The sequence below is a fragment of the Nibrella saemangeumensis genome (assembly GCF_039541915.1).
Taxonomy (GTDB): Bacteria; Bacteroidota; Bacteroidia; order Cytophagales; family Spirosomataceae; genus Nibrella; species Nibrella saemangeumensis.
In genome coordinates, this window is sequence record NZ_BAABHD010000081.1 from 188,246 (window position 1) to 212,641 (window position 24,396).

Consider the following 24,396-nt stretch of genomic DNA (forward strand, 5'->3'; position numbering starts at 1 on the left):
GGCAATCAGCCGATCAACGGTGTTCGCCAGCGCTGGTCCGGCCTTGATTATGACGGCAACCAAACAGGTTGTTTCCAGGAGTCGTCCATTTCTGACTAACCGTTTGGTCGGCTTTGACTCAAAAACAGGCTGCCTTGTAACCAGATTTACCCATCAGGTTTGTAATCATTTTACGACTACCGGTTACTCAAAATACTGACAGGCAAGCACTTAAATCCATTAACTTTCTTTAGTCCCAAGTGTGTGCAATCCTCTTTAAAATCAAGCAATTATGAAAGCGATTGTATCCTTCCTCTCTGTTCTGTTGCTCTATAATACTACGGCATTTGGCCAGGACCTGCCCTCGGCCAGCCTATCAGCCAATCCTACCCTGACTGCCCTGCCATCTGTTACAAGGACATACCCACACGCTTCTCTGAACAGCCAGCCGGCGAAGGATGCGATTTCGATGGTGAGCGACTTTCTGACTAACCTGGTAAAAGGTAATTATGAAGCCGCCCGACAGCCCCTTGCCGAGGGTTTCCGTGTCTACCATCCCGGCTTTGAGCAGTATCTGGAAACCGACAACCTGATTGGGCAGTGGAACCGTACGAAGGACCTGTTCACCAATCAGCAGATTACCATTGAAACCAGCAAGGTCACTACCATCGACAAAGGGAACCGGCAGGGCCAGTGGGTTTTCATGAAGGTAATCTGGTCGGCGCAGGATAATCGCCAGGGCGGCAAGGTAATACAGATGCCTTACTATGAGTTGGCGCACATTGTCAACGACAAGATTCAGCGTACGTACGTCAGTTACGGCAACGACCAGCTTTTTTATGACCTGGGCTTCCCGATCTACGCGACCCAGCGCGAAGTAAGCCAGAAGCGGTAACTGCCTCTCTTTTAACCGATTCATTTATGAAACCCACTACTACAACCTTCCTCTTTCTCCTTATTTCCGGGTCGGTGTTCAGCCAGTCTATACGCGGACAGGTGCAGAATACCGACGGCAAACCGCTGCCATTTGTTAACGTGATGCTGCTCAACAGCAAAGACTCTTCACTGGTTAAAGGAGCCGTATCCGATGTGTCCGGGAGCTATACCATCGATCAGGTAAAGCAAGGTAATTATGTCGTATCGGCGTCGATGCTCGGTTACAAGCGGGGTTTTGTGCCGCCGGTCACCGTCACCGACGGACAAACGGACCTAAAAGCGCCCCTGCTGCTGCTGGAACCCGAAGCCAAACAACTCAGCGAAGTAGCCGTTACGGCCAAACGCCCCTTTGTGGAGCAGCAGATCGACCGTATGGTTGTCAACGTGGCTAACAGCATCGTCGCCAGCGGCAGCACCGCCCTTGAAGTCCTCGAAAAAGCGCCGGGCGTCACGGTCGATTACCAGAACGACCGGCTTCAGCTACGTGGCAAAGACGGCGTTATTGTCCAGATCAACGGCAAACAGACGTATTACTCCGCTCAGGATTTGATTGGGCAGCTGCGGGGGATGTCCAGCGACAACATCGACCAGATCGAGCTGATCACCAATCCCTCGGCAAAGTACGATGCAGCGGGTAACTCCGGCATCATTAACATCCGGCTTAAAAAGAACAGTAACCTGGGCACTAATGGCACCCTATCTGTAGCGGGTGGCACCGGCCGGTACGACCGGGAGCGCGGCAGTCTGCAACTGAACCACCGCACGCAAACGCTAAACCTCTTTGGGGACTACAGCCTGAACCGGGGCGGCAACTACTGGGATTTTCTGAACATCCGCAACCAGCAGGATCCTACGGCCGACAACCCAGGCCGGCGCAATCTGGTCCACCAGACTACACTGCTGGCTTTCCGGGATCTGGGGCAGAACGCCAAAGCGGGTCTGGACTTCTCCCCTACGAAGCAGACCACCATTGGCCTGGTCTGGACAGGGCTTTGGAATGACCACCGGGAGGTTGGTCCGGCCGATGCTACCTTCCGGCGCACCGAAGGCGGTCCGGTCTATCTGAAAACACATACCGTTAAAACCTACAATATCAACAGCCTCAATCATGTCGGCAACCTGAACATTCAGCATTCGTTTGGTGAAAAGAAAGGCCAGCTTACGGCTGATTTTGATATGGGGTATTTCCAGCGGGCTTACGACAATCAACTGTTAACCGAATCGACCGTATTTTCCGAAGATCCGGTCCTGCCCGCCGGGGGACTGCTTCTTACCCAGCCCACCACCATTCGCATCCGCACCGCCAAAGCCGACTACAGCCGTCCGTTATCGGGTAGCTGGAAACTGGAAGCGGGGCTGAAAACCGCTTCCGTGAAAACCGACAATGACCTGCGCGTCAGACTGGGAACACTGGCCCAGGGACAGGCCGGCCGCTTGCCTGTTGATCCCGCCCAGTCGAACCAGTTTCAGTACACCGAACGGATCAACGCAGCGTATGCGAGTGTTTCGGGTAAGCTAAACCCAAAACTGGATGTGCAGGCCGGACTGCGGGCGGAGCACACGCACGCGATTGGTAATTCAATAACGCTGAACCAGGTAGTCGAGCGAAACTACCTGAAGTGGTTCCCCAGCCTGTTTCTGTCGCAACAGCTTCCCAAAGGCCAGACCCTGGCGCTGTCGTACAGCTACCGCATCGACCGCCCAAATTACCAGAACCTGAATCCGGCGCGGGGCTACGTTGATCCGTTTGCGTATTCGCAGGGAAACCCCTACCTGAGACCTCAGTTTACCCACGCGATGGAAGCCCGGTATAGCCTGAAGAACAATGTATTTGCCTCGTTGGGATTCAACCGGACCACCGATCTGATGTTCTTTACCATCTACGCAACAGAAGGCAACAAGATCTTTGTCACGACCGAAAACCTGGGTCTGTCGCAGGGCTATACGCTTACGGTGGGGGTACCCCTGACCGTGATGAAAGGATGGCAACTGCAAACCAACTGGCTGGGCTTCTATAACCGCTTTCTCTACAATTATGAGGGTACGACATTAAACATCACGAATGTTGCCGGGCGACTCAACGCCAACAACGCCCTGACGCTGGGTCATGGCTGGACGGCCGAAGTGAACGGCTGGGTCAATACGCCCGCCGTCAACGGCATCTGGCAGATGGATTGGATGGGCTCACTGGATGCCGGCATTCAGAAAGCCGTTGGTTCAGCGCTGAAACTGAAACTGAGCGGTCAGGATCTGCTGCATACCAACCGGTTCTGGAGCAAAATAAACGCCAACGGCAATACCCAAACAGGCCGCCTTCAGTTTGATACCCGCATCGTCATGCTCAACCTGACTTATACCTTCGGCAATCAGCAGGTCAAAGGCGAACGGCAACGGCGCACAGCCTCCGAAGACGAAATTAATCGCACCAATTAATGAACGACCTGGTGACCACCGTTGCTAAACTGACCACCGCCATTCGTCAATCCGCTACGGCCTTTAAGCAAATAGGTCAGGCATTTTAGTGAACAGGCTGTCAACTTTGATACCACCGGGCAGGCGCGTCAGGCACATTTTACCAAAAACGTTGTTTGCCCGGATGGTTGAATAAACGACCAACAGAGACAAGCACGCATGTCTCATTTAACGGCCTGTAACCTATGTTTCCGCTCATTCCTTCCAAATCGTTTACGATTGATTCTCCGCTGACGAGAGAAGACGCCCTGCGCCGGATCAGAGCCAGCGTACTTCGGTCCGGCGAGTTAATGGCCGGCCATAACCAGGAGCCGGAGCATTTTCAGGGTATTGTTTGGGAGTACGAATTTCAGATTTCCCGCGTCAGCCGATACCGCAGTGTGTTTATGCCTTCCATAACCGGTCAGCTTTATACGCATCAGAATCGACTGCAAATCCAGGTAACAATGTCGCTGAGCCCGGTTGCCCTGGTACTTACCATCCTGGGGCTAATACTGGTAGGCATATTTGCCCTTACATCCTTATTCCAGCTTATGGCAACCGGCCATATAAATTCTGCGTCTCTCCTGCCGCTCGAACTGGTGTCGTTGGTTTATCTGTTGATCGCCATTGGGTTTGGTATCGAAGCGGGCATTGCCACCCGGTACCTGCGGCAACTGCTTGACGCAGCCGAACCAGCCACCACCCATCAAAGCACGCTCTCTTACCTTTTTTGACTGAACGATCACGGAACCGGGAATTTCCACGAGCCTTCCCCCTCCTCCTTTACAGAGTAGGTTTGCCGTTGCTCAAATGACAATGGTCGTTGCTCAAACAGATACCGCCATTCCCCAAATCCAGCCCACCTCATTCTGATATCTACCCCAAATTTACCAGTGTAGCCGAAGGCAGTTTTCCTTCAGGCTTTTATAGCCAGGTTTCTGCCGAATTCTTTGGGTTCCGAAACAAAAACGACATCATTCATGAAAATCAGTAGCAGACCGTTTCTATGGCTGGCCCTGGGGTTGAGCATCTGTACCATGGGACACGGACAGGCCCTTCCTTCACTTCCACCGGTAGCCGACTCAGTTAATCACCCTCAGGTCAATAAAGTTTTATTTACGCAGGCGGATACCGTCCGGGCTGTACAAACATTGTTCAAACAAAACCGGGCTGGGGGCACAATAACTCTGGCATTGGGTGGGGCAGGCCTGGCGGTAACGATGCTATTAATGGCGGGGGCTACGAATAGTGCCATTTCCAGCGGTGTGGGCAGGGCGTTTTCCTCTTCGCAAACCTACGCTTCCGCCAACCCGAATTCCGGCGCAGGTGGCGCAATTGTGGCCGGAGTTGGCATCCTTACTCTTGCATCGATCGGCAGCAGATCCGTCGCCCGCAACACAAAAAAACGGGAAGAGTTAATCCTGGAGCAGTACGAACAGGAAAAATACCTGCCCAAACGGGTGCTCCGGCAACTGCGTGTCGAGCATTTCCTGATAGGCCGTCAGGGACAATTGCAGCAATAAACTTTGTATTTGTCAACTTTTAAACACGTACATGCTATGAAACGAGATCTATGCTCAATCTTTTATGTACCGGCAGGGTACGCCGGTGGCCGCACAATCCGGCTGCCGCTGATGCTTATCATATGGATTTGCTTCGCTATAGCTTCACCGGCACAGGTAGTTAACTGGCAAAAGACGTTTGGCGGCAGTAACTATGAGTACTCCTACGCCATAGCGCCATCCGCCGACGGTGGTTATATACTGGCCGGGTTCAGCTTCTCCAACGATGGTGATGTGAGTGGTAACCACGGTAGCCAGGATTTTTGGGTCGTCAATTTCAATGCGGCTGGCAGTATAGTCTGGCAACGATCCCTGGGTGGTAGTAAAAGCGACGGAGCCGCAGCCATAACGGCTACCGCCGACGGAGGCTTCGTAGTAGCAGGGGTAACCTCTTCCAACGATGGCGATGTAACGGGCCTGCATGGTAATTCCAGTGATATTTGGGTGGTAAAGCTAAACAGCTCCGGGACTCTTGTCTGGCAAAAAACCTTAGGTGGAATCCAGGCTGAGTTTGCTACGGACATCATAGCAACGGGCGATGGCGGTTTTGTGGTAACCGGACAGACTGACTCCAATGATGGTGATGTGAGTGGTAACCACGGTGGGGCCGACGTATGGGTGGTGAAGCTCAACGAGGCCGGCAATCTGATCTGGCAAAAGACATTCGGCGGTACAGCTTATGATGTTGCCCATTCTATAACCGCTACGATGGATGGCGGCTTCGTTGTGGCCGGTGCCAGTATGTCTACAAACGGCGACGTAAGCGGGAACCGTGGGGGAAACGATTTCTGGGTATTCAGGCTTGATCATTCCGGTAACCTGATCTGGCAGAGAACCCTGGGAGGGAGCAGCTTTGACGTAGCGAATGCGGTACGCGCGCTGCCAAATGGTGATTTCGTGGTAGCGGGGGGAACCGCTTCCAATAACGGCGACGTAACTGGTCTGCGCGCCGACAATGATTTCTGGGTAGTCAGGCTCAACAGTGCCGGCAACCTGATCTGGCAGAAAACCTTGGGCGGCACAGGCAGTGAGATAGCGTTTGCGCTGACGCCATTGAGGGATGGAACCATACTTGTCGGTGGCGGAAGCTCTTCGAACGATGGCGATGTCAGCGGCTTTCGCGGTGGATCAGACCTGTGGGTTGCCAGGTTGAGTGGTACCGGAACGCTCATCTGGCAAAAATCTCTCGGCGGCACCAATGCTGAAGATGTCCGTGATATGCTGGAAACGCCAACGGGCTATCTGCTGGCAGGCTTTTCCAATTCAACCAACGGCGACATCAGTAGTAGCCGGGGAGGAGGTGACATTTGGGTGGTTCATCTTACAGAAGGAACACCGCCCCTGCAGCTCCTGGCCCCGATGTATGACTGCCAATCCGGTACCATAACCTTCCGCACGACCGGCGGTGACGGCAGCCCCGTCGAATACCAGGCACCGGGTATTACCTCCTGGACCACCAATCCCTACCAGGTGCTCGACTACGAAGTTCGCAAAGACCCCAACAGCCGGACCGTAACGCTCATGGCCCGGCAGAACGGCCGGGTCATTACCCGCACGTTCGATTTCAGGGGCTTCTGTACGGGTACCAATCAGGCCCCTACCTACTTCGGCCCGCTGCCCGACCAGCGGGGTATCGTGGGGCAGGTTTTCAGCTACCAAATTCCGGCGGGTACATTCAGTGACCCTGAGGGGCAATCGCTGCGCTACTTTGCCACGGGCTTACCAGCCGGACTGAATCTGAATCTGGTTACCGGTCTTATCAGCGGTACGCCCTTCTTTGCCGGCGCCAACACCGCAACCATCTATGTCATTGATGTTGCGGGAGGGGTTATTAGTGCTCCTATGCTTTTTGCCATCACCACGCCGGGCAACCCGAATGCCCTACAGCTTATCGAACCGATCTATAATTGCCAGACCGGCCAGATTACCTTCCGCACAACGGGCGGTGACGGCAGCCCCATCGAGTATCAGGCACCGGGTGTTACGTCCTGGAGTACCAGCCCCCACCATACGGTCGACGCCGAAGTACGCCAGGACGCCAACAGTTTTCTGCTGACGCTGATGGCTCGCCAGAATGGAATAACAGTTACGCGGACGTTTAACTTCCGGGCTTATTGTGGTGGCTCTGCAACCCGCCTGGGGGCGGAACCGGCCACCGGGGGATTGCAGGTGCGCGTACTGGGCAACCCGGTTCAGGGCCCGGCGGTGGAGGTGGAGATCACGGGAGTTACCGGCCAGGCCGTGCAGCTACAGGTTAGTGATACGCGGGGGCGGATGGTGGGCAGTCAGCGTATTGAGCGGGCAGCTGCGGTAGAAAGACGGAGCGTATCCATTAACTCCTCGCCGGCAGAAATTCTGCTGCTACAGGTGCGCACCGGTAGCCAGGCAAAGACGGTGAAGATCATCAAAGCGCAGTAAGGCAGGGGAATGGTCGTGTTCCTCATAGGACCTGCCTGTATTAACCAGAACCCCAACCCTCCGGCGCTTCCGGTACGTACCCGAAGAAGCACGTTGAGGTTCTGATCTTTCCGTTATTTCGCTATTTCTGAAGGCTATTTAAGTCCGCGAATTATGAGAACCTGTGCATACCACTGCCTGTTTTTCGCAACCGTTTTTCTGCTTTCCTGTGATTTCCGGATAGAGCTGCCGACGCCGAAGGAGGAAAAACCCGGTACCCTGCTGTACAAGACCTGTAGTGTAAACAAATTTTACTGGCTCGACAACGACAATATCCTGTTGGACGACCGGTGCGAAGGAAGCCTAAAAAAAGTCAATGCAAGCACCCAGGCAATTCGGTATATCTCGTTTGCCACCGACAACCGGCCCATGTACATGTTTTATACGCAGCAGGTGCCCAATACCATTTTTTACATTGCCGTAAAGCCCGCCAACGGTTCGGCACCGGCCCAGCAAAGCCTGTTTGCGCTCGACCTGACGACCAACCGAACCAGTACGCTCCGGGAAAATCTGGCGGAAATACCGGCGCTTGGTTATGACGGATACGGTCCTTTTGTTCTCGGTGGACGTAAACTAGGTATCAGTCGGCTTATTCCTCCGCAATTTCAACCCAAGCTGCTGGTCATCGACCTTCAGTCCGGTAGCACGCAAGCGTTTTCAACCGCTGACATTCTCCAGGCATTTTCGCCGGACGACAACCAGATGCTGCTGCATACGGCCGTCCGGAAACAATCCGGCTCCAGGCAAACCATCGCCGGTTCGGTCACCTACGATTTTGGCTGTCAGTGCAGCCGGTCTCTCCCCCAGACCAGCCTCGTCGATGCCTTTGTTGGACCGGGTAAAGCCAATGTCGTCTGGCAGCCTCAGGGCCTGTTCGGCTATTCGGCGGTTCCGGTCAGCGAATGGTCAAACCAAAACACGGTGCAGTTTTATGACCTCACCTCGGGTAGGACTCTAAAATCGTTTACGGATGTGATTGACACGCCCTGGGCCTCAGCCAATAGTACCTGGATGGCGCTCTGGATGGCGTCTAAAGATCCGAATACGCCAGCCTATTCATCGCAGGGAAAGCTCATTACCTACGACCTGGTTACGCAGCAAACCAAAGTGATATTTACCGGCACCTGCTGCAACGCTGCTTTCAATTCCGATGTTACGGCGGTTGCCTTCTCACCCGACCACAAAAAGATTGCTTTCGTTAAAGGTGGAGCGCTGTGGGTACGCGACAATCGGTAATGCCCACCCGATACGCTGAAGCAGGAACGATCTGCATTGGGGCTCTTTCGGCCTCGCTACGTGGCCAACCGCTACTCCATATGAAACACCCGCTCCAGCGGCTTTACCACCGGCGAAGAGTCGGCATTGGTGTCCATCAGGTCAGCCATATAGGCCCACCAGCGGTACATAATTTCGGTGCCGGGCAGTCTGTCGGCGGTATGGTCGTCGGTGCGTTTCTGCACGGCGAACAGGGTGCCGCTGGCCCGGTCGAGGTAAATGGAGTAGTCGCGGATGCCAGCCTCGCGTAGCGCCTGCGACAGTTCCGGCCAGATTTCGTCGTGCCGGCGTTGGTATTCCGCTTCAACGCCGGGTTTCAGTTGCATGGTAAAGGCAATTTCCTGCATAATAGGGCGGTTATTTAATCATACTTTTTACCAGAAACTGCGTGCCCTGGCTGCCGGCCTGTCCGTCGCGGGTCAGTCCGTTTACCTCCACCCTATAGGTACCTTCCTGATCAGAGGTGTAGAACTGAAGGGCGGCTTTCCCCTGGGCGTTCGGCTTGACCGACGGGTTCCAGTACAGCAGCGTCCGGCCGTCGGGTATGCGGCTGGCGAGCTGGCTCTGGGTCTCGTAGCGGGGGGTATAGTATTCCCGTGGTACCTGCAGACCATCGTATGGCAGTTGCACCACATACGAAGGCAGCGGATACCCGGCCAGATCGCCTTTGTAGGTCATCAGGCTGAATACCCCGTTGAAAAAATTGGAGTTGACAAAATAGCGGTTGGTAATAACATCCATCTGCCGGATCTTCAGTGGGCTGAACGCCATCAGTTTATCTATATCGAATACCGGCACACCATCGATCATAACCAGCCCCTGGTCTTCAAAAAAGTCGCGGTATGGCGAGTTGGGTATAACCAGCCGGAACGAGCCCTGCCGCTTGCGGGGCATCACCCCCCGGACGTATTCCCGCAGCACCTCTTCCATGGCCGGAAAACGCGTGTAGTCGTCCAGCCGGTAACGCTCTGTGGGGGTACCGTAGAATGCCGTGCTGTCGATAGTCGGATACCGGTAACCCATCATGCGTTCGGCCCAGTAGCGGTTTTGCACCTGCATGACTACGCTGCGGTCGAGCAGTGTCTGCGTGGCCTGGGCATTCAGGTCGAACGCCGGCAACCGTTTGCCGGACAAACTTTCAGCAAACGGGCTGTCGATGGTCAGGCGCAGGCTGCTGTCGGCCGGATTGGGCTGGGCCAGCACCCGTTGCGATTCGTAAAAGTCCTTCATTTCAAACAGCACCTGTCCGGCCGAATCACTCCGGGCGGTATACAGGCGCAGGAGCTTACCGGGAACCGACAGGTACACCACTTTTCGGGCAACCGGCGCCTGGGTTACCGGGTTAACTAACCGGCCCCGAACCAGGTGGCCGTTGTATTCGGGCACGAATGGAAAGGCCAGACGCGGCTGCGCCAGTACCTCGTCCCATTTGAACCGGCGCCAGCCGTGCGTCAGCATTAGGTTATCCGTGGCCTCCCGGACCTCCGCGCTTTCGGGTTGCAGGTAATAATCGGGCGATTCAATGGTGCCCCGCAGGTCGGAGGTGAGCCATAGGTAGCTGAGCACATTCGCCGACGCCTGCGACGGCAGCGAATCGATTCGGTACACAGCCACCGACAAATCGGCGCTTCGGGCAGCCGATGCCGGTACGTCCACCGACAGGTTCACTTTGGTCCGGGCCGCGTACTGCGCCTGATCCGTATTAAGCTGAATGGTGAGGGGTTGTTCCGGACGTTTGAAATAAAGCCGCTCACCGACCGGCCGGCGGTTGCGGTCAAACAGGGTAAGGTGGGTAATCCCTTCGCCCAGCGCCTTTTTGTCCAGCAGAAAGCTAGTCTCCCGCCCGAGCGTCCGGGTCTCCGCTAGCTTAATTACCTGCCGGGTATGCGCCAGCAAATGCACCGCCCCGGCATCGGCCAGGTTGGTATTTACCATTACGGTCAGCTGGTTGCCGGTTCCCTCCTCTACCCGCATGGTATAGCCCTGCTCAGAGACGGCCGGCAGGGGCCGGGTCAGCGTGCGGTTATCGGCATCGCGGATAACGGCCCGGTAGGTTGTGCCACCAGCCGGGGTAAACTGAAAATACCCCATCCCAAATTTATGCGGCCGAAAGCGGGCGACGGTATCGTTTTGCGCAGTAAGCAGCCAGCCCTGGAAATCGATACCCTGCCCGGCGGCATTCGTCACCCGAAATGCTACCTTACCCGGTAATCCGCTCACCAGATTTCCCCCTTCCGGAAAAAATTGCGCATCGTATTCCGGCTGAGCCGGCAGGTAGGGCAACCCCAGCCGTTTGAAGGGGTTGATGATGGTGATGGCTTTCTCAAAAAAGAAGTCGGCACTGTAGTTCTTCATCCAGTTGGTATACGCCCGGAGCAGGTAATTACCAGAATTGAGCGAAGTCGGCAATGGCAGGGCTCCGTTGCCGCTCCCGGCGGTCATCTGAAGCTTCGTTTGCAGCACCGGCTTCCGGTCCATATCCAGTACTTCCAGATAGCTTACCTTGCTCATATCCAGCGGCTGGTGGGTGGCCCCTTCCACACAGTATACCTTAAACCACATGGTCTCACCGGTGAGGTATACCGACTGATCGGTGTGCACAAAAACTTTTTCCTGTAAGGCCTGCCGCCGGTGCTGATCAAACCGCTGCACCACCTCACGGAGGGCGTCGGCCGGCTGGGCATACCCTGCGGTGACACTAAGCAGCACCAGAACGGCTACCGTCAGCCCGCACAACAGTGTCTGATAATTCTCCGCCTGTCTCATTCGCCCCAAAAGTCTGGTTTTTTGTTGGTGCCGCGCTGCCGGCAGTCGACGCAATAAGTATCCGAAGCCAGGATACCACCTGTTTCGAGGGTGTTGATCGGCACCAGTGCCCTTTGCACCAGATCGGTTATACTGGTCGCCGTATCGATGACGCAGAAGCCGTAGCCGGAGTTAACACCCCAGTTGGGCAATTCACTGCGCCGGATAAAGATGCGTTTGGTTTCAACCGAGCCTACACTGAAGTAGCCCAGCACCGGCTCATCGGGGTTGGTGACGCAGTGAATGTTGCCCGTCAGCAGGAACGGCTGGGGATCGAACAGCGAGCCGATGTTCTGCGTCATTTTGGCGAGTTGTTCCCAATATGCATAGGCATCCTGACTCAGCGCGTACTGACGAACCAGAATGCTGTACCGGGCGACCAGCTTCCAGGAGATGTCAGGAATAGAATGCAGCGGAAAAAGGCGGATCACATCCTGGCTCAGCCGGGCCGAAGAGGCCAACTGAATATTTTTGGAACTCTCACTGGCCCAGCAACGGTAAATACTTTCTTCGCGATTGACCAGCTTTCCACTCTTTAATTCCAGCACCGAATTGTACGGCGTGCTATACTCCCAGGTCTCATCGAACTCCCAGCGGTAGTAGCGGGTGTTATTTCGCGGATCGTGGGTATTGACGTAGATCTGTAACCCGTCGCTTTTGGGTTGCCAGCTCACACTATCGATTGGCGGGGTCGGCACAACCGGGGTAAAGTCCGACAGGTACTCGACACCCCGGGAGGTCTTGATACGCAGCCGGTATTGCTGACCGGGCTGGGGTACCAGATCCGCCAGCGTATACACGCCCACGCCCGACTCCCGGAAAGAATAGGTAGCCCGACCTTCGGTTTCAACCGTCACCACGGCCCGGGTTTCGGCCGCCGGGGTGTTCTTGTCCGACAGATTCTGCGTACGCGACAGCCTGATGCTGGATATGGTACCCGGTTTGCTGTTCAGGAAACCATCGACCACCAGGTAATTGTTGGGGGCCGTGATTTCGGTCGGCTGATAGGGATCGACGCAGCCACCCAGGCCCAGAATGGCTAACCAGCCCACTATCTTCTTCCAGTTTTTTACAGGCATATCGGTGTGGTCAGAATTTAAAGTTGTACGTAACGGACGGAATCGGCTGTCCGAAAATGGAAAGCTGATAACCCCGGATGACCCCGTTTTCCGATTTAAAATAAACGGAGTAGGCATTCCGGCGACCGGTCAGGTTGTAAATGGCGATGGTCCACGAACTATGCGCCAGCTTCCGGATGATGTGACTGCCTTCAATATTCATGGCAAAGTCGGCCCGGTAATAGTCGGGGATGCGGTACTGATTCCGCTCGGAATACACCAGCCGCTGGGCGTTGCCGAGCGTGTACTTGGCCAGCGGCAGCGTAATGGGCCGGCCGGTGCTGTAGGTAAAATTAAACGACAGACTGAAGCGACGGCTGAGTTTGTAGTTGCTGATCAGCGTAAAATCGTGCGGCTTATCGTAGTTGCTGGGGTAGAATTTACCCTGGTTGATTGTCTCTGACGCAATGGGGTTCTGCACCCGCAGCAGCGTCCGGGCGTAGGTGTAGCTTACCCAGCCGTTGAGTTTGCCCGTTAGCTTCTTGAGCAATAATTCAACCCCGTAGGCAACGCCCTCGGCCTGCACCACATCGGTTTCGATATGCTGGTTGAGAATCAGGTTAGCTCCACTGCGGAAATCCAGCTGGTTCTGGAGGGTTTTGTAATAACCCTCCACCGACGTTTCAATGGTGTTGTTCTTAAAGTTCCTGTACACGCCCAGCGAAAACTGATCACCCACCTGCGGTTTCAGGTGCGAATCGCTCAGCTTCCAGATGTCGGTGGGTGAGATTGCCGTGGTATTAGATAGCATCTGGATGTACTGCCGCATCCGGTTGAAACTCACCTTCACTGAGGTCTCCGACGTCAGCGCGTAGCGGGCCGAAAAGCGATACTCCGGGCCGTGGTAGGTGCTGATGTTCTGGTTCTGTCCATACGTCAGCGTATCGGTGATGTTGGCAACCCGGATCGGCAGGCCGGGGGCGTAGGTGTATACCGTTTTCGGCCCCAGGTAATTGTACAGCGAATACCGCAGCCCCACATTGATCGCCAGCCTGGGGCTGATGTCGAACTTATCGCCAATGTACACGGCACTCTCCAGCCCCTGCTCCGCCTGGACTATGTCCGGCAAAATCAGCGACTCGCTACCCAGCGGCCGGAAGTTACCCGGCAGCAACCGGTAGTGCGTGGTGCTGACGCCGAAGTCCAGGGTATGCTGCGCGCTTGGAAAGTAGTTAAAATCGGCCTTCAGGTTCGACTGGTGAACGGCAAAATCCAGTTGGTAGGCGTTGACCGGGTTGGCGTCACTGGTCACGCTGTACTGATACCCACTGTAGCCGCCGGTGAATACGCCGTACAGCTTGTTGTTGAAAATATGCTTCCACTTCAGCGTCGCATTGCGGTTCTGGTAGTTAAAGGTGGTATCGCTGCCGAGCCGGAACTGGTCCTGACTCAGGTAGCCGGTCAGGTAAAGGGTGTTCTTCTCGTTGATGTCGTGGGTGATGTGCAGGTTCAGGTCGTAGAACGACGCCCGGCTGTTGCGGAAGGTTTCATTGCGCAGTTGCTTCAGCAGCCAGTTGGAGTACGTAGACCGGCCTCCGATAATGAATGAGGTTTTGTCTTTGATCAACGGCCCTTCCAGCGTCAGCCGGCCGGTGAGCAGCCCGATACCACCCGAACCGGCAAACTTCTTTTTGTTACCATCGCGGGTCAGCACCTCCAGCACCGACGACAGACGACCGCCGTACCGCGCCGGAATTCCGCTTTTGTATAGCTCCACGCTTTTGATCATGTCCGGGTTGAAGGCCGAGAAAAAGCCGAACAGGTGCGAGGGATTGTAAATGACGGCATCGTTGTACAGGATCAGGTTCTGGTCAGTGGCTCCGCCCCGGACGTTGAGGCCGGTAGCGCTCTCCCCTACCGTTTTCACACCCGGCAGGGTCATCACCACCCGAAGCAGGTCGGCTTCACCCATGGCGGAGGGAATCTGTTTGATGGTGCGGATATCGACCCGCTGCTGACCCATTTGCAGACCAGCCACGTTGACATCTTTCTCGGCCGATATTACTACCTCCTTCAACGGGATCACGTCGTCTTCCAGCTCGATGTCCAGCTTGCCGTCATTGTACAGAACCATACGCCGACGGGTATCTTTCAGGCCGATGCTGCGAATTTTCAGGTCATGGCGGCCACGGGGCAGCGTCATGGAGTAGTAGCCAAACTGATCGGTGGTGGTTCCGATCCGCGGATTATCAATGTACACGGCCGCCCCGACGATGGGTTCACCCGAGGCTACGTTGCGGACATGCCCCGCGATCGTGGCCCGGCCGGACCGGATCGGATTCGTGGGGCGGCCAACTTCATAGAGTTTGTCTTCGGGCTCTATCTGCTTCCGGCGATTACCCGTCAGGGCCAGCAGCGAATCATTCCCCGCATCGACACCCCGCTGGAAAAAGCCAATGGGCAGTTCGGTACGGATAGGCGCATCCAGCGTCACGTACACCCGCCGGCGACTATCAATGGCGTAGGCGAACGAGGTATTCGCAAAAATCTGTTTCAGTAACGCAGGCAACGGCTGCCGGTCGGCCCGCAGCGTCACCCGCAGGCTGTCGACCTCGCCCGGGTTAAAGAAAAACCGGTATGGGGTATTGGCCTCGACGGTGCGGACAAAAGACGTAAAGCGTTCGTTATTGAACTCTCCGCTGAGCAGCGGTTCCGTAGTGTCCTGCCCGACTACAGGGGGCATAAAGCCGCTAAGGATAAGAAGAATAAAACTGATCCGGTAAAAAAGAGGCATAGTCAGCGGGTTAAAGATTCATATTCGCGCACAAGGCCCGTAATGGCCTGTTCCCGCTGTTGTTTAAACCGGAGCTGGTTTGTTCGCAGGTATTTCCGTAAGGCTTTTTTCTGATCGGCAAACAGGTTAAGCAGGGCCTTTTTTGAGTTCACCTCGTGATACACACCATCCCTCACCACAAAATAGCGATCGTTAACCAGGTAGTTTGCCTGATAAAAACCCTGCGACACGTCTTCTTTGATATATTTTGCCCGCTTCACCAGCGCCTTCAGCTTACCCTGGTGGAGCAGCTCGTAAAAACCCGGCCGGATACCGGACAGGCTGTCGCCCACCAGCCGGACAAACTGCCGGGATGCCAGCGAAAACGAATCGACTTTATTGGCATGCAACCGGATCAGGTAGGCTCCCTCAGCGGGCTTGACCACTATCTCGTCCCGCACCACGTCGTACAGCATCGGTACCGACTGGTAATGGACACCGTCGTACACCACTTGGCCGACCAGCATACTGTCAACGGGAAAGAATGGATGGATTTTGATCCGGGGATCGTGGTTGATGTACTCGTTGCCGTCGTACAGATGGGACTGCCGGCGGTTGGCCTGCTCATAGCGGGCAATGGCGTGCCGCTGAGCGTCCCCTGTAAAGAATAGCGCAGTATCAGCCAACTGAGCAAAAACGCCGTGGGTACTGACCAGCAGGAAGAGTAGGGATAGAAAACGCATAAATTACCCAGGTAACACACACAAAGACCCAAATTCAAAAGCAAGGGTTGTAACCATCCCTACTCAATTTTGAACAAGCCGTTGCGCCACCAGCGGGTAATTTATGCATTTTATGACATATCCTTTATTTTTCTGCCGTGTCAGTTCGTAACCGGTTAGCCAGTTAGATGCGCTCTGTTATTTCATTTTATAGACTTCAGTGCCCGCCAGCAGGAAGCAACCGGGGTCGGGCGTTTGGGGACTGTTGTCACTAGGTCAGTTATACAGCGAGACACCCTGCCGGGGCAGGTTTGTTTGAAGTTGAGCCGCTCCGTTTACCACTTTCATTTTTATCGGTTTTCCCAGCATCTGAAGCTGGCCGGCTTTTTCCATGATTGCTACCTGCCCGGGCGTGGGCTGCTGGGGCGAACCTATCTGCTGCCACACGGTGTAAAAATTGCTATGATCCTGGTCGATGCGGTAGTGTTGCACCAGCACAGCAAGCGCTGATATGCCTTTAACCGTAACGGCAGCCGGTGAGGCCGGGGCGTTAGGATAAGTAGGCCGATACAGATCAGCAACTGTTTCATAGTGGGCGTCAGGGTCTATAGTGCGAAAGAACGGAAAACCGGAAAATAACCTTCAGGTCTTCTCCGATAAGCCGCACTGGATAAATTTTAGGGCTATTTCTCCTTTTTCAGTTGTACACTATTTAGATTTAACCGTCGTATTAGATAGGTATAGTTCTTACTGCTTGCCATAATCAGCAGAGCAGGTAGATAAATAGCGTAATCATTGCTCAACGTATCCCGTTTGGGAGTCAGTTCGTCTCCCTATCCGTTACTCGGTATAGTACCCGTATTTACGCCGGACGGGCACCTGGAAACTTTTCGCCTTCAGTCGGCCAGTCCAGCCGCTATCAGCGTATTCGGCTTACCGGACGATGCGGCTGAACGGCCGCTTTCCGATCTGCTTCCGGGTTTTGGATTGGCTCCGGTGCAAGCCCGGCTTCAGGAGGTAATCACCACCGGCGAAGACCGGCAATTCGACCTGTACCTGCCCTTCGCCAGCGGCAACCGCTGGTTTGATATCGTGGCGACCCGGGTCTCCGACACCGAAATCCAGTTATTATGCTGGGATGTTACCCGCTACCGACAGAAGGCACAGTGGCTGGAGGAAATTCTGGACACCACGCGCAAAGGCGTAGTGGTGTACAAAGGCATTCGTGACGAACACGGGACGATCACAGACTTTATAGCGACTTACTGCAACCCGGCGCTTGCCGGAATGACGCTGCAATCGCCAGACGACATTTTGAACCGCACCGTAACAGAACGCTATTCCGATGCTGTAGGAGATGACCTGTTCAATAAGTATATATCCGTTCTGGAAACGGGGGTACCCGTCCGCAAACTCCAGTACCTGGACCAGCACCAGCGTTGGTACGAAGTATCGCTGGAGCGCATGCACGAATACCTGGTGGCTACCTACGAAGAGGTAACCAGCGCCCAGCACACCGCCCAGCGGGAGGCACAATATGCCCTCCTGCTGAACAGCGTACTGGATGCATCGCTGACCGCCATCATTGCCATCGACAGCATCCGCGACGAGAGCGGCACCATCATTGACTTTGTCTGCCGGCTCGCCAACAACACCTTCATCCGGGTATCGGGCCGTCCGGCATCAGACATCGTTGGCCACCGGATGCTAACGCAACACCCGCACCTGCTCAATACAGAAGCTTTCAGTCGATACGTGGATGCGGTAGAAACCGGACAGTCGCAACAGTTTGAACAGCATTTTCCGGGCCGTAACGGCGACCGGTGGTTCACGGTATCGGTGGTGAAAAAAGGCGATGGGCTGGTGCTGTCGTTTATGGAGATTACCGACCTCAAACGCACCCAGCACCAGCTGGAAGCTTCGGTGAATCAGCTCAGTCAGTCGAACTACAACCTGGAGCAGTTTGCCTATGTAGCCTCCCACGACCTGCAGGAGCCGCTGCGGAAGATCCAGGCCTTTGGCGACCTGCTGATGCAACACCACGCCGAGTTTCTCAACGAAGCCGGACAGGACCTGCTCCGCCGGGTGCAGGATGCCGCCCGCCGGATGCAACTGCTGGTGCGGGACCTGCTCACCTTCTCCCGGCTAACCACCCAGCCGGTCGATTTCGAAACCGTTTCGCTGGATCAGGTCATCAGCGATGTGCTGACTGACCTGGAAGTGGGTATTCATGAAAATCAGGCCCGGATCGAGATTGGTCCGTTGCCAGAGGTATACGGTAGTTCGCTGCGGTTGCAGCAGCTCTTTCAGAACCTGATCAGCAACGCGATCAAGTTCCATAAACCAGGTCAGCCGGCCGAGGTAAGCGTGGGTGTTCGGGAAGCCGCCGGCTCACAACTGCCCCCCCTGCTAAACGACCAGCCGGGTAAACGCTGGGTGGCCATTGAGGTAACCGACCATGGCATCGGTTTCGACGAACAGTACAGAGACCGCATTTTTCAGCCGTTTCAGCGCCTGCACGGTCGCCACCAGTATTCAGGTACCGGCATTGGCCTGGCGGTATGCAAGCACGTAGCGGAGTCGCATGGCGGCATGATTACCGTACAAAGTCAACCGGGTCAGGGCAGCACCTTCACGGTGTACCTGCCTGTTTAGCCGGTGGTAACGCTATCGATAAATCTGCATCGCTGTCCGCTCAACCAGCCCTTTCGGCATCAGCCAGACCATAAAGGCACCCAGTTTGTTGATCAGCCCCGGAATCACTTCGGCCCGGCCGGCCAGCATACTTTCAACCGAAACGGCGGCCACGGCTTCCGCCGTCATGTTTACCTTTTGGGCGGCTTTCCTGCCTTTCTCGCCGATATTGGCGCGCTGCACAAAATCGGTGTCCGTAGAACCGGGACTGATACAGGTGACCGAAACGGCACTGCCAGCCAGTTCCTGCCGCAGCCCCCGGCTGAAGGTCAGCATAAAGGCCTTGGTGGCTGCGTACAGGCTTAGCAGGGGCACCGCCTGGTAAGCCGCCGAGCTGGCAATGTTCAGAATATAAGCGCGGGACTGCTGCCGGAGTTGCGGCAGAAACAATTGCGTAAGCTGCACCGGCGTCAGCATGTTCACGTGCATCATGTCGGTGTTTTCCGCCACTGTATATTTTTCAAACGAGCCGCTCAGCCCATAGCCCGCGTTATTGACCAGCACCTGAATGGTGTATTGCCGGGACCGGCACCAGTCGAAGATCTGTTGGGCGGCCTGCGGACTGGCCAGATCGAGCGCCAGGTATTCGGCCTGGATACGGTATTTGCTGGTCAGGCTTTGGGCCACCGTTTGTAGCAAAGACTCGGAGCGGGCCACCAGCAGGACATTGAAATTGCGCCGGGCCAGTTCTTCGGCAATCGCTTTACCGATTCCTTTGCTGGCACCGGTAATGAGGGCATATGACATGGTTAAATCAGGTTTGGATACAAAAAGAGGCCAACGCATGTTGGCCTCGTGAATATACAGGGGACCGGCGTTCCGGTATACCGGAGACCGATTATTTATGCACTTTCTGCAGGAAACGGTGATACAGTGGCGTCTTGCTGTTTTCGTGCTTCGGCATGAATTTACCCGTTACCACCGGAACATACATCACCCGCCGGCGGCTCGCTTCCCCAAAATGCGGAGACTGCTGAACGCGGTGCCATAAACGACCGTCGTGTACGGTCAGATCACCGGCGTTGATATCGAACCCGATTTCGCGGGGGTCCGGATCATTGTCAATGAAATACTTCTTACCAAACAGCAGTTTGAGCATGCCCTGCTTATGGGTGCCGGGAATCACGCGCAGGCCACCGTTATCAAACGGCGTAGTGTCCAGGTGGATACCCACATTCAGCATCGGCATGATCTTCTGGCCCAGGAAAATATCCCGCGGGCTATCCGTATGCCAGCCCATCTGCGAGAACCCACTGTTGTGCGTTCTGACGTAATGGTTCAGCACCAGACCGTCTTTTTCGTTCTCGGCAATGCGTCCTTCGTAAGGCTGCAAAAACTCCACAACCGATTGCAGACGCGGGTCCTGCAGGAATTCGTGCATGGCCGGGCTGTGCATTGACAGGAAACACAGCCGCTGAATGATTTTATTCCCCTCTTCGTCTTTTCCAAACTTCAGAGGCACGCCATTCACCTTTTCCCGCCCTTCATCCAGCCACTGCTTTTCAATGCGGGTGATCTCTTCAATAAATAACCGGACCGTGTCCGGGTGGATGAAATTTCTGAAGATAATAATGCCATGCTTATCAAAAAAGGCCTTTTGCTCGTCGGTCAGTTTGGCACCTAGTTGAAAATCCGGACAGTCCAGTTTTCTCATTGGAATACTTTTATAGTGGTGTCTGTGGTTACAAGGAAAAACGGCAATGAAAATATGCCGATAAAAGCGCTAATTAATAAAAGCAAAACTACTCAACCAAATTATTACCCTTAGATTAAGATTAGATTAATGAGATATTAATACGGCGGACATCTGGTAATTGTTTTTTCATAGTTGGCGGTTGTTCTCTTATTATTGCAGCGCCTTACGCAGTGAAAAGCCGGCACAGCAAACCTGAAAATATAACAACTGACCGGTTATCAACCTGTTACTACACTCAAACCCCTAAAAATAAGCCTGTAACCTTGCCGAAATTCCGCTTCTGTTGTTTTTACCTGCTGACCATTTTCTTAGTGAATAGCCAGACTACCCAGGCACAGGCAGATACCACCCGTTCCACCCGCAGCGCCCTGATTCTGCCCCTGGCCCTGCGTTCCATCGAAACGGACTGGTCGTTTGGCTTGGCGGGATCGTTTACCTTTCGTCTCAGCAAAGCAGATACGGCCGCCCGTACGTCGAACCTCCAGGCGCTGGCCCTCTACTCGGTCCGGCGGCAGTTTATCTCCGTCCTCAACGGAGCCACTTACTTTCCCGGCGAGCGGTACATTCTGAACCACCAGTTATCGTATAGTTATTTTCCTGATAAATTCTGGGGATTGGGAAAACTGACACCCGACAGCAACGAGGAGAACTATATTTTCCGGCAGTATTACATCTACCTGCACCTGCAACGGCGGCTGGTCGGAAAACTCTTTGCCGGTCTGCTATACGAGTACCAGCGGCTGCTCAAAATCGACTACCTGGCCGGCGGGCTGTTTGACCGGCAGGATGTTACGGGCCGGTACAGCTATGCGGTTTCGGGGTTGGGAGCCAGTCTCACGTATGATACCCGCAACAATGCGTTTGCCTCCGACCGGGGTACGCTGATGCAGATTTCGTTTAACAACTTTTTGCCAGCGCTTGGCTCCGATTTCCGGTACACCAACGTTGTGCTCGATCTGCGCAAATTCATTCCCCTCCACCGGCGGCAGGTGCTGGCGTTGCAAGCGTATGGATACTTTACGGCCGGTGAGGTGCCGTTGCGGAGTCTGGCCTCGCTGGGCGGAGCCACCAACATGCGCGGCTACTACGACGGCCGGTACCGCGACAAAAATCAGCTGGTATTTCAAAGCGAATATCGCGTGCCCCTGTTCTGGCGGCTGGGTGCGGTTGTTTTTGCCAATGCCGGCAATGTAGCCGGCCGGTTAGACGAACTAAATCTTCACAACGTAAAGTATTCGTACGGCGGTGGGCTGCGCTTTGCACTCAACAAAACCGAGCGCCTGAACATCCGCGTCGATTATGGTATTGGTCAGGGTACCTCCCGGGGCTTTTATTTCCAGTTGGGCGAAGCGTTCTGAAGGCTACTCATTCGGTTGGTAGCCGGCAATCTTTTTGCCCAGCAGGTAGACGATGTAGGTGCCCAGCGGGGCCGCCAGTACGTCAACGGTATAGTGTACATGCTGCACCAGCAGCATTATTCCGACGAGTATGGTGCCGATCAGCGCCAGGGCCTTATCATTCCTTTTCCGCAGGCACAGGTACATCAGAAATACTGTGGAAGTATGCCCTGAAAAGAACAGATCGCGCGTAACAAACTCGGCACCATAAAAGGAGTTACTGATCGGATCAACCAGTTCGATGAGGTCGGCCGGGGGGTCAAGCGCCACAGTGGTAATGGTAATCATGCGCGTGAGGGTGACCAGTACGTATGACCACAACAGCGTAAGCAGCATAGCCGGATTACGAAAAGCCCGGAAGACCGTCAGGCCGGCAATGCCCCAGATGATGGCGAATATCGGGATAGACACATCGTAAGCGGGCAGGTAATTCAGTACCCAATCGTTCAGTAATGCGCCCCGCCGGTTCTGAATATACTGGAAAAAGAAGGGTAAGGCGATCAACACCAGCACCAGCAGTACCACACCCACGATCAGTTTTTTACGAAACACGGCCGACTGCCAGGCCCTTTGCCAATCTGTTCTTACGAAATGCGTATCCAAAGCTTTTACAAACAATCTTATCGGTGTCTGAGGGAAACCGTGCAATCCGGCTTTTCAGTTCCAGCCCGGCGTAAAAGATGATGATACGATGGTACCAATTGTGCAGGCTGGTTATTGTAATACGGCTAAAAAAGCCTATTTTTATCGGCTAAAACCGCTAAAGCAGTTTCGTTGTTGTTCCATAGCCCAACACCTGCAATCGCGACACAATATGAGCCATAAGCCCAATAATTTTACCGTAGTTAGCGGCACCGAGCCGCACCGCATTCGTACCCGGAAAATCATTAAGTCACATCCGGAAGTCAAAAAACTCATCGGCAAAAATCCGGCTACGTTCCTGATCATTCTGGTTTGTGTGGCGTCCCAGATCGGTATTGCCTATCTGGTGAAAGATGCGGCCTGGTACTGGGTACTGGGTGCGGCCTACGTGGTCGGGGCCTTTTTCTCCCATACGCTGTTTGTGACCATTCACGAGGCCGCGCACAACCTGATCTTCAAAAAGCTGTGGCAAAACGTAGCGGCTGGCATCATCGCCAACTTCCCATCCGTAATTCCGTCGGCCATTTCGTTTAAGAACTTTCACCTGAAGCATCACGTCTTTCAGGGCGTTCACGAACTGGATGCCGACCTGCCCGACTGGTACGAAGCCCGGCTGATCCGCAACTACTCCATCGGCAAAGCCATCTGGCTGCTGCTGTTCCCGCTGTTTCAGGGTATCCGCACCATCCGGTGCCGCGAAGCTGCCGTGCTCGACAAATACGTGATCAGCAACATGGTAGCCCAACTGGCCTTCGACGGGGCGATTGTTTACTTCTTCGGCTGGCCCGCGCTGGCGTATCTGTTCCTGAGCTTCTGGTTCTCGGTGAGTCTGCACCCGCTGGGGGCCCGCTGGATTCAGGAGCACTACCTGACGCTGGACCCGCACCAGGAGACCTACAGCTACTACGGTCAGTTAAACAGTGTCAACCTCAACGTAGGCTTCCACAACGAGCACCACGATATGCCGTCGATTCCGTGGAATAACCTGCCGAAGCTGAAAGCGATGGCCCCGGAGTTTTACGAGCCGCTGCTGGCCCACCGGTCGTACACCCGGCTGCTGTTCCGATTCCTGTTCGATCAGGAAATCAGCCTGTTCTCGCGAATCGTCCGCAAAGAGCGCGGTTCCGTTGCCATGACTGATCCTTCAACGCCGGATGTCATGCTGCTGCAGAAGCAGGAAGCCTAGCACGCACAACACACATACATAAAGCAAAAGGGGGAACGTGATGACGCTCCCCTTTTGCTTTATATCACTGAATGACTGTTACTTCTTTACCTGCGACTCCCGCAGCACGTATACTTCCCGATCCAGCGAGCCTTGCCCGGCGGCTGTTACAAGCCGGTCCAGCAGGCCAAAGGCCCAATCGGGGATGTATTTACCCTGCGCGGCATCGCCGGAGCGCTCGACCATCACCTTTGGGTAATCATATAATTCACGGCCCAGCCCGAACTGCACGGCCGCCCGTTTCATGGCGTCGCTGATACCGCCCTTAACCGGCTCTATATCGGTCCGGTTGGCACCGTCCATTTTGCTGACCACCTCGCCACCCGGCAAAATCACCGTAATGGTACAGAGGAAGCCGCCGTCGATTTCCTTGATTTCGTTGCGCCACCGGTCCCAGCCAAACTGCTCGTCGAACCGCTGCATCACACTGCGGTTAGTAATGTACGGAACCACAATGAGTTTGCTGTTATCCTTGGTGGTGCTGGCAATCCGCCACTCGATCTCCGACGGTTGCAGGGGGGCCAGGAGCTTATCTAATTTGTAAGAATCTGTTGTTGTTATACTCTCCATGTATTCGTTGTTTATCGGCGCAAAATAAGCTTTTTGACGCAAAAAACCACGATTCGTCACACAATTGTCCCGGCCAGCAGGATGATCCTGACATTGGTTGTCAGGCTCTGAACACTGGTAAACCTGGACAGTTGGCCAGGCAAAAAAATAT

The 24,396-nt window shown here is 54.8% G+C and carries 19 protein-coding genes; 9 read left to right on the plus strand and 10 right to left on the minus strand.

Translation table 11 applies throughout. From position 1 onward, the window contains the following. Positions 1-271 precede the first annotated feature (271 nt). The 6 genes from ABD949_RS24880 (at position 272) to ABD949_RS24905 (ending at position 8,624) form a co-directional block, all read left to right on the plus strand. Entirely contained in the window at positions 272-874 is a 603-nt protein-coding gene (locus ABD949_RS24880) for a nuclear transport factor 2-like protein (protein ID WP_345248121.1), read from the plus strand. A 26-nt stretch (positions 875-900) separates the two neighbouring features. Beyond that, positions 901-3,348 carry an outer membrane beta-barrel protein gene (locus ABD949_RS24885; protein ID WP_345248123.1) on the plus strand — a complete coding sequence of 816 codons (2,448 nt, stop codon included), beginning with the start codon at positions 901-903 and terminating at the stop codon, positions 3,346-3,348. Positions 3,349-3,572: 224 nt separating this feature from the next. After that, the gene (locus tag ABD949_RS24890) at positions 3,573-4,103 is read left to right on the plus strand and encodes a hypothetical protein (RefSeq protein ID WP_345248125.1); all 531 of its coding nucleotides are present in this window, start codon (positions 3,573-3,575) and stop codon (positions 4,101-4,103) included. 246 nt (positions 4,104-4,349) lie between these two features. After that, the gene (locus ABD949_RS24895; protein WP_345248127.1) at positions 4,350-4,892 is read left to right on the plus strand and encodes a hypothetical protein; all 543 of its coding nucleotides are present in this window, start codon (positions 4,350-4,352) and stop codon (positions 4,890-4,892) included. A gap of 36 nt (positions 4,893-4,928) precedes the next feature. Then, positions 4,929-7,349 (plus strand): putative Ig domain-containing protein, encoded by a 2,421-nt coding sequence (locus ABD949_RS24900; protein ID WP_345248129.1) that lies wholly within the window; start codon positions 4,929-4,931, stop codon positions 7,347-7,349. 153 nt (positions 7,350-7,502) lie between these two features. Continuing rightward, positions 7,503-8,624 carry a hypothetical protein gene (locus tag ABD949_RS24905; RefSeq protein WP_345248131.1) on the plus strand — a complete coding sequence of 374 codons (1,122 nt, stop codon included), beginning with the start codon at positions 7,503-7,505 and terminating at the stop codon, positions 8,622-8,624. A gap of 71 nt (positions 8,625-8,695) precedes the next feature. Here ABD949_RS24905 and rhaM read toward each other — a convergent pair whose 3' ends face one another. The 6 genes from rhaM to ABD949_RS24935 form a co-directional block, all read right to left on the minus strand. Beyond that, positions 8,696-9,010 (minus strand): L-rhamnose mutarotase, encoded by a 315-nt coding sequence (rhaM, locus tag ABD949_RS24910; RefSeq protein ID WP_345248133.1) that lies wholly within the window; start codon positions 9,008-9,010, stop codon positions 8,696-8,698. Between the two features lie 10 nt (positions 9,011-9,020). Further along, positions 9,021-11,429: a hypothetical protein gene (locus ABD949_RS24915; RefSeq protein WP_345248135.1), complete on the minus strand. Its 2,409-nt coding sequence runs from the start codon at positions 11,427-11,429 to the stop codon at positions 9,021-9,023. Then, positions 11,426-12,547 (minus strand): DUF4249 domain-containing protein, encoded by a 1,122-nt coding sequence (locus ABD949_RS24920; RefSeq protein ID WP_345248137.1) that lies wholly within the window; start codon positions 12,545-12,547, stop codon positions 11,426-11,428. Before ABD949_RS24920 ends, ABD949_RS24915 begins: the two co-directional genes overlap by 4 nt. A 10-nt stretch (positions 12,548-12,557) precedes the next feature. Further along, entirely contained in the window at positions 12,558-15,320 is a 2,763-nt protein-coding gene (locus ABD949_RS24925; RefSeq protein WP_345248139.1) for a TonB-dependent receptor, read from the minus strand. Between the two features lie 2 nt (positions 15,321-15,322). Then, positions 15,323-16,042 carry a hypothetical protein gene (locus ABD949_RS24930; RefSeq protein WP_345248141.1) on the minus strand — a complete coding sequence of 240 codons (720 nt, stop codon included), beginning with the start codon at positions 16,040-16,042 and terminating at the stop codon, positions 15,323-15,325. Between the two features lie 255 nt (positions 16,043-16,297). Then, positions 16,298-16,519 (minus strand): hypothetical protein, encoded by a 222-nt coding sequence (locus tag ABD949_RS24935; RefSeq protein ID WP_345248143.1) that lies wholly within the window; start codon positions 16,517-16,519, stop codon positions 16,298-16,300. A 297-nt stretch (positions 16,520-16,816) separates the two neighbouring features. On the opposite strand from ABD949_RS24935, the gene ABD949_RS24940 reads away from it, so the two are divergent. After that, positions 16,817-18,676: a PAS domain-containing sensor histidine kinase gene (locus ABD949_RS24940; RefSeq protein WP_345248145.1), complete on the plus strand. Its 1,860-nt coding sequence runs from the start codon at positions 16,817-16,819 to the stop codon at positions 18,674-18,676. Between the two features lie 12 nt (positions 18,677-18,688). Here ABD949_RS24940 and ABD949_RS24945 read toward each other — a convergent pair whose 3' ends face one another. Beyond that, positions 18,689-19,462, minus strand: coding sequence for an SDR family NAD(P)-dependent oxidoreductase (locus ABD949_RS24945; RefSeq protein ID WP_345248147.1), 774 nt, complete (start codon positions 19,460-19,462; stop codon positions 18,689-18,691). A gap of 91 nt (positions 19,463-19,553) precedes the next feature. Then, positions 19,554-20,369: a phytanoyl-CoA dioxygenase family protein gene (locus ABD949_RS24950; RefSeq protein ID WP_345248150.1), complete on the minus strand. Its 816-nt coding sequence runs from the start codon at positions 20,367-20,369 to the stop codon at positions 19,554-19,556. Between the two features lie 353 nt (positions 20,370-20,722). Between ABD949_RS24950 and ABD949_RS24955 the strand changes: the two genes are divergently transcribed. Beyond that, entirely contained in the window at positions 20,723-21,769 is a 1,047-nt protein-coding gene (locus ABD949_RS24955; protein ID WP_345248152.1) for a BamA/TamA family outer membrane protein, read from the plus strand. Between the two features lie 3 nt (positions 21,770-21,772). Here the strand turns inward: ABD949_RS24955 and ABD949_RS24960 are convergent, their stop codons facing one another. Next, positions 21,773-22,360, minus strand: a complete 588-nt coding sequence (locus tag ABD949_RS24960) for a phosphatase PAP2-related protein (RefSeq protein ID WP_345248154.1) — start codon at positions 22,358-22,360, stop codon at positions 21,773-21,775. Between the two features lie 262 nt (positions 22,361-22,622). Here ABD949_RS24960 and ABD949_RS24965 point away from each other — a divergent pair, with 262 nt between their 5' ends. After that, on the plus strand, positions 22,623-23,636 hold the full coding sequence (locus ABD949_RS24965) for a fatty acid desaturase (protein WP_345248156.1): 1,014 nt from the start codon (positions 22,623-22,625) through the stop codon (positions 23,634-23,636). Positions 23,637-23,714: 78 nt separating this feature from the next. Here the strand turns inward: ABD949_RS24965 and ABD949_RS24970 are convergent, their stop codons facing one another. Continuing rightward, the gene (locus tag ABD949_RS24970) at positions 23,715-24,245 is read right to left on the minus strand and encodes a Rad52/Rad22 family DNA repair protein (RefSeq protein WP_345248158.1); all 531 of its coding nucleotides are present in this window, start codon (positions 24,243-24,245) and stop codon (positions 23,715-23,717) included. Positions 24,246-24,396: the final 151 nt, after the last annotated feature.

Bases quoted from the DNA above. Each gene is read 5' to 3' on its own strand.
- ABD949_RS24880 (WP_345248121.1), top strand. From the start codon at position 272: ATGAAAGCGATTGTATCCTTCCTCTCTGTTCTGTTGCTCTATAATACT.
- ABD949_RS24885 (WP_345248123.1), top strand. From the start codon at position 901: ATGAAACCCACTACTACAACCTTCCTCTTTCTCCTTATTTCCGGGTCG.
- ABD949_RS24890 (WP_345248125.1), top strand. From the start codon at position 3,573: ATGTTTCCGCTCATTCCTTCCAAATCGTTTACGATTGATTCTCCGCTG.
- ABD949_RS24895 (WP_345248127.1), top strand. From the start codon at position 4,350: ATGAAAATCAGTAGCAGACCGTTTCTATGGCTGGCCCTGGGGTTGAGC.
- ABD949_RS24900 (WP_345248129.1), top strand. From the start codon at position 4,929: ATGAAACGAGATCTATGCTCAATCTTTTATGTACCGGCAGGGTACGCC.
- ABD949_RS24905 (WP_345248131.1), top strand. From the start codon at position 7,503: ATGAGAACCTGTGCATACCACTGCCTGTTTTTCGCAACCGTTTTTCTG.
- rhaM (WP_345248133.1), bottom strand. From the start codon at position 9,010: ATGCAGGAAATTGCCTTTACCATGCAACTGAAACCCGGCGTTGAAGCG.
- ABD949_RS24915 (WP_345248135.1), bottom strand. From the start codon at position 11,429: ATGAGACAGGCGGAGAATTATCAGACACTGTTGTGCGGGCTGACGGTA.
- ABD949_RS24920 (WP_345248137.1), bottom strand. From the start codon at position 12,547: ATGCCTGTAAAAAACTGGAAGAAGATAGTGGGCTGGTTAGCCATTCTG.
- ABD949_RS24925 (WP_345248139.1), bottom strand. From the start codon at position 15,320: ATGCCTCTTTTTTACCGGATCAGTTTTATTCTTCTTATCCTTAGCGGC.
- ABD949_RS24930 (WP_345248141.1), bottom strand. From the start codon at position 16,042: ATGCGTTTTCTATCCCTACTCTTCCTGCTGGTCAGTACCCACGGCGTT.
- ABD949_RS24945 (WP_345248147.1), bottom strand. From the start codon at position 19,462: ATGTCATATGCCCTCATTACCGGTGCCAGCAAAGGAATCGGTAAAGCG.
- ABD949_RS24950 (WP_345248150.1), bottom strand. From the start codon at position 20,369: ATGAGAAAACTGGACTGTCCGGATTTTCAACTAGGTGCCAAACTGACC.
- ABD949_RS24965 (WP_345248156.1), top strand. From the start codon at position 22,623: ATGAGCCATAAGCCCAATAATTTTACCGTAGTTAGCGGCACCGAGCCG.
- ABD949_RS24970 (WP_345248158.1), bottom strand. From the start codon at position 24,245: ATGGAGAGTATAACAACAACAGATTCTTACAAATTAGATAAGCTCCTG.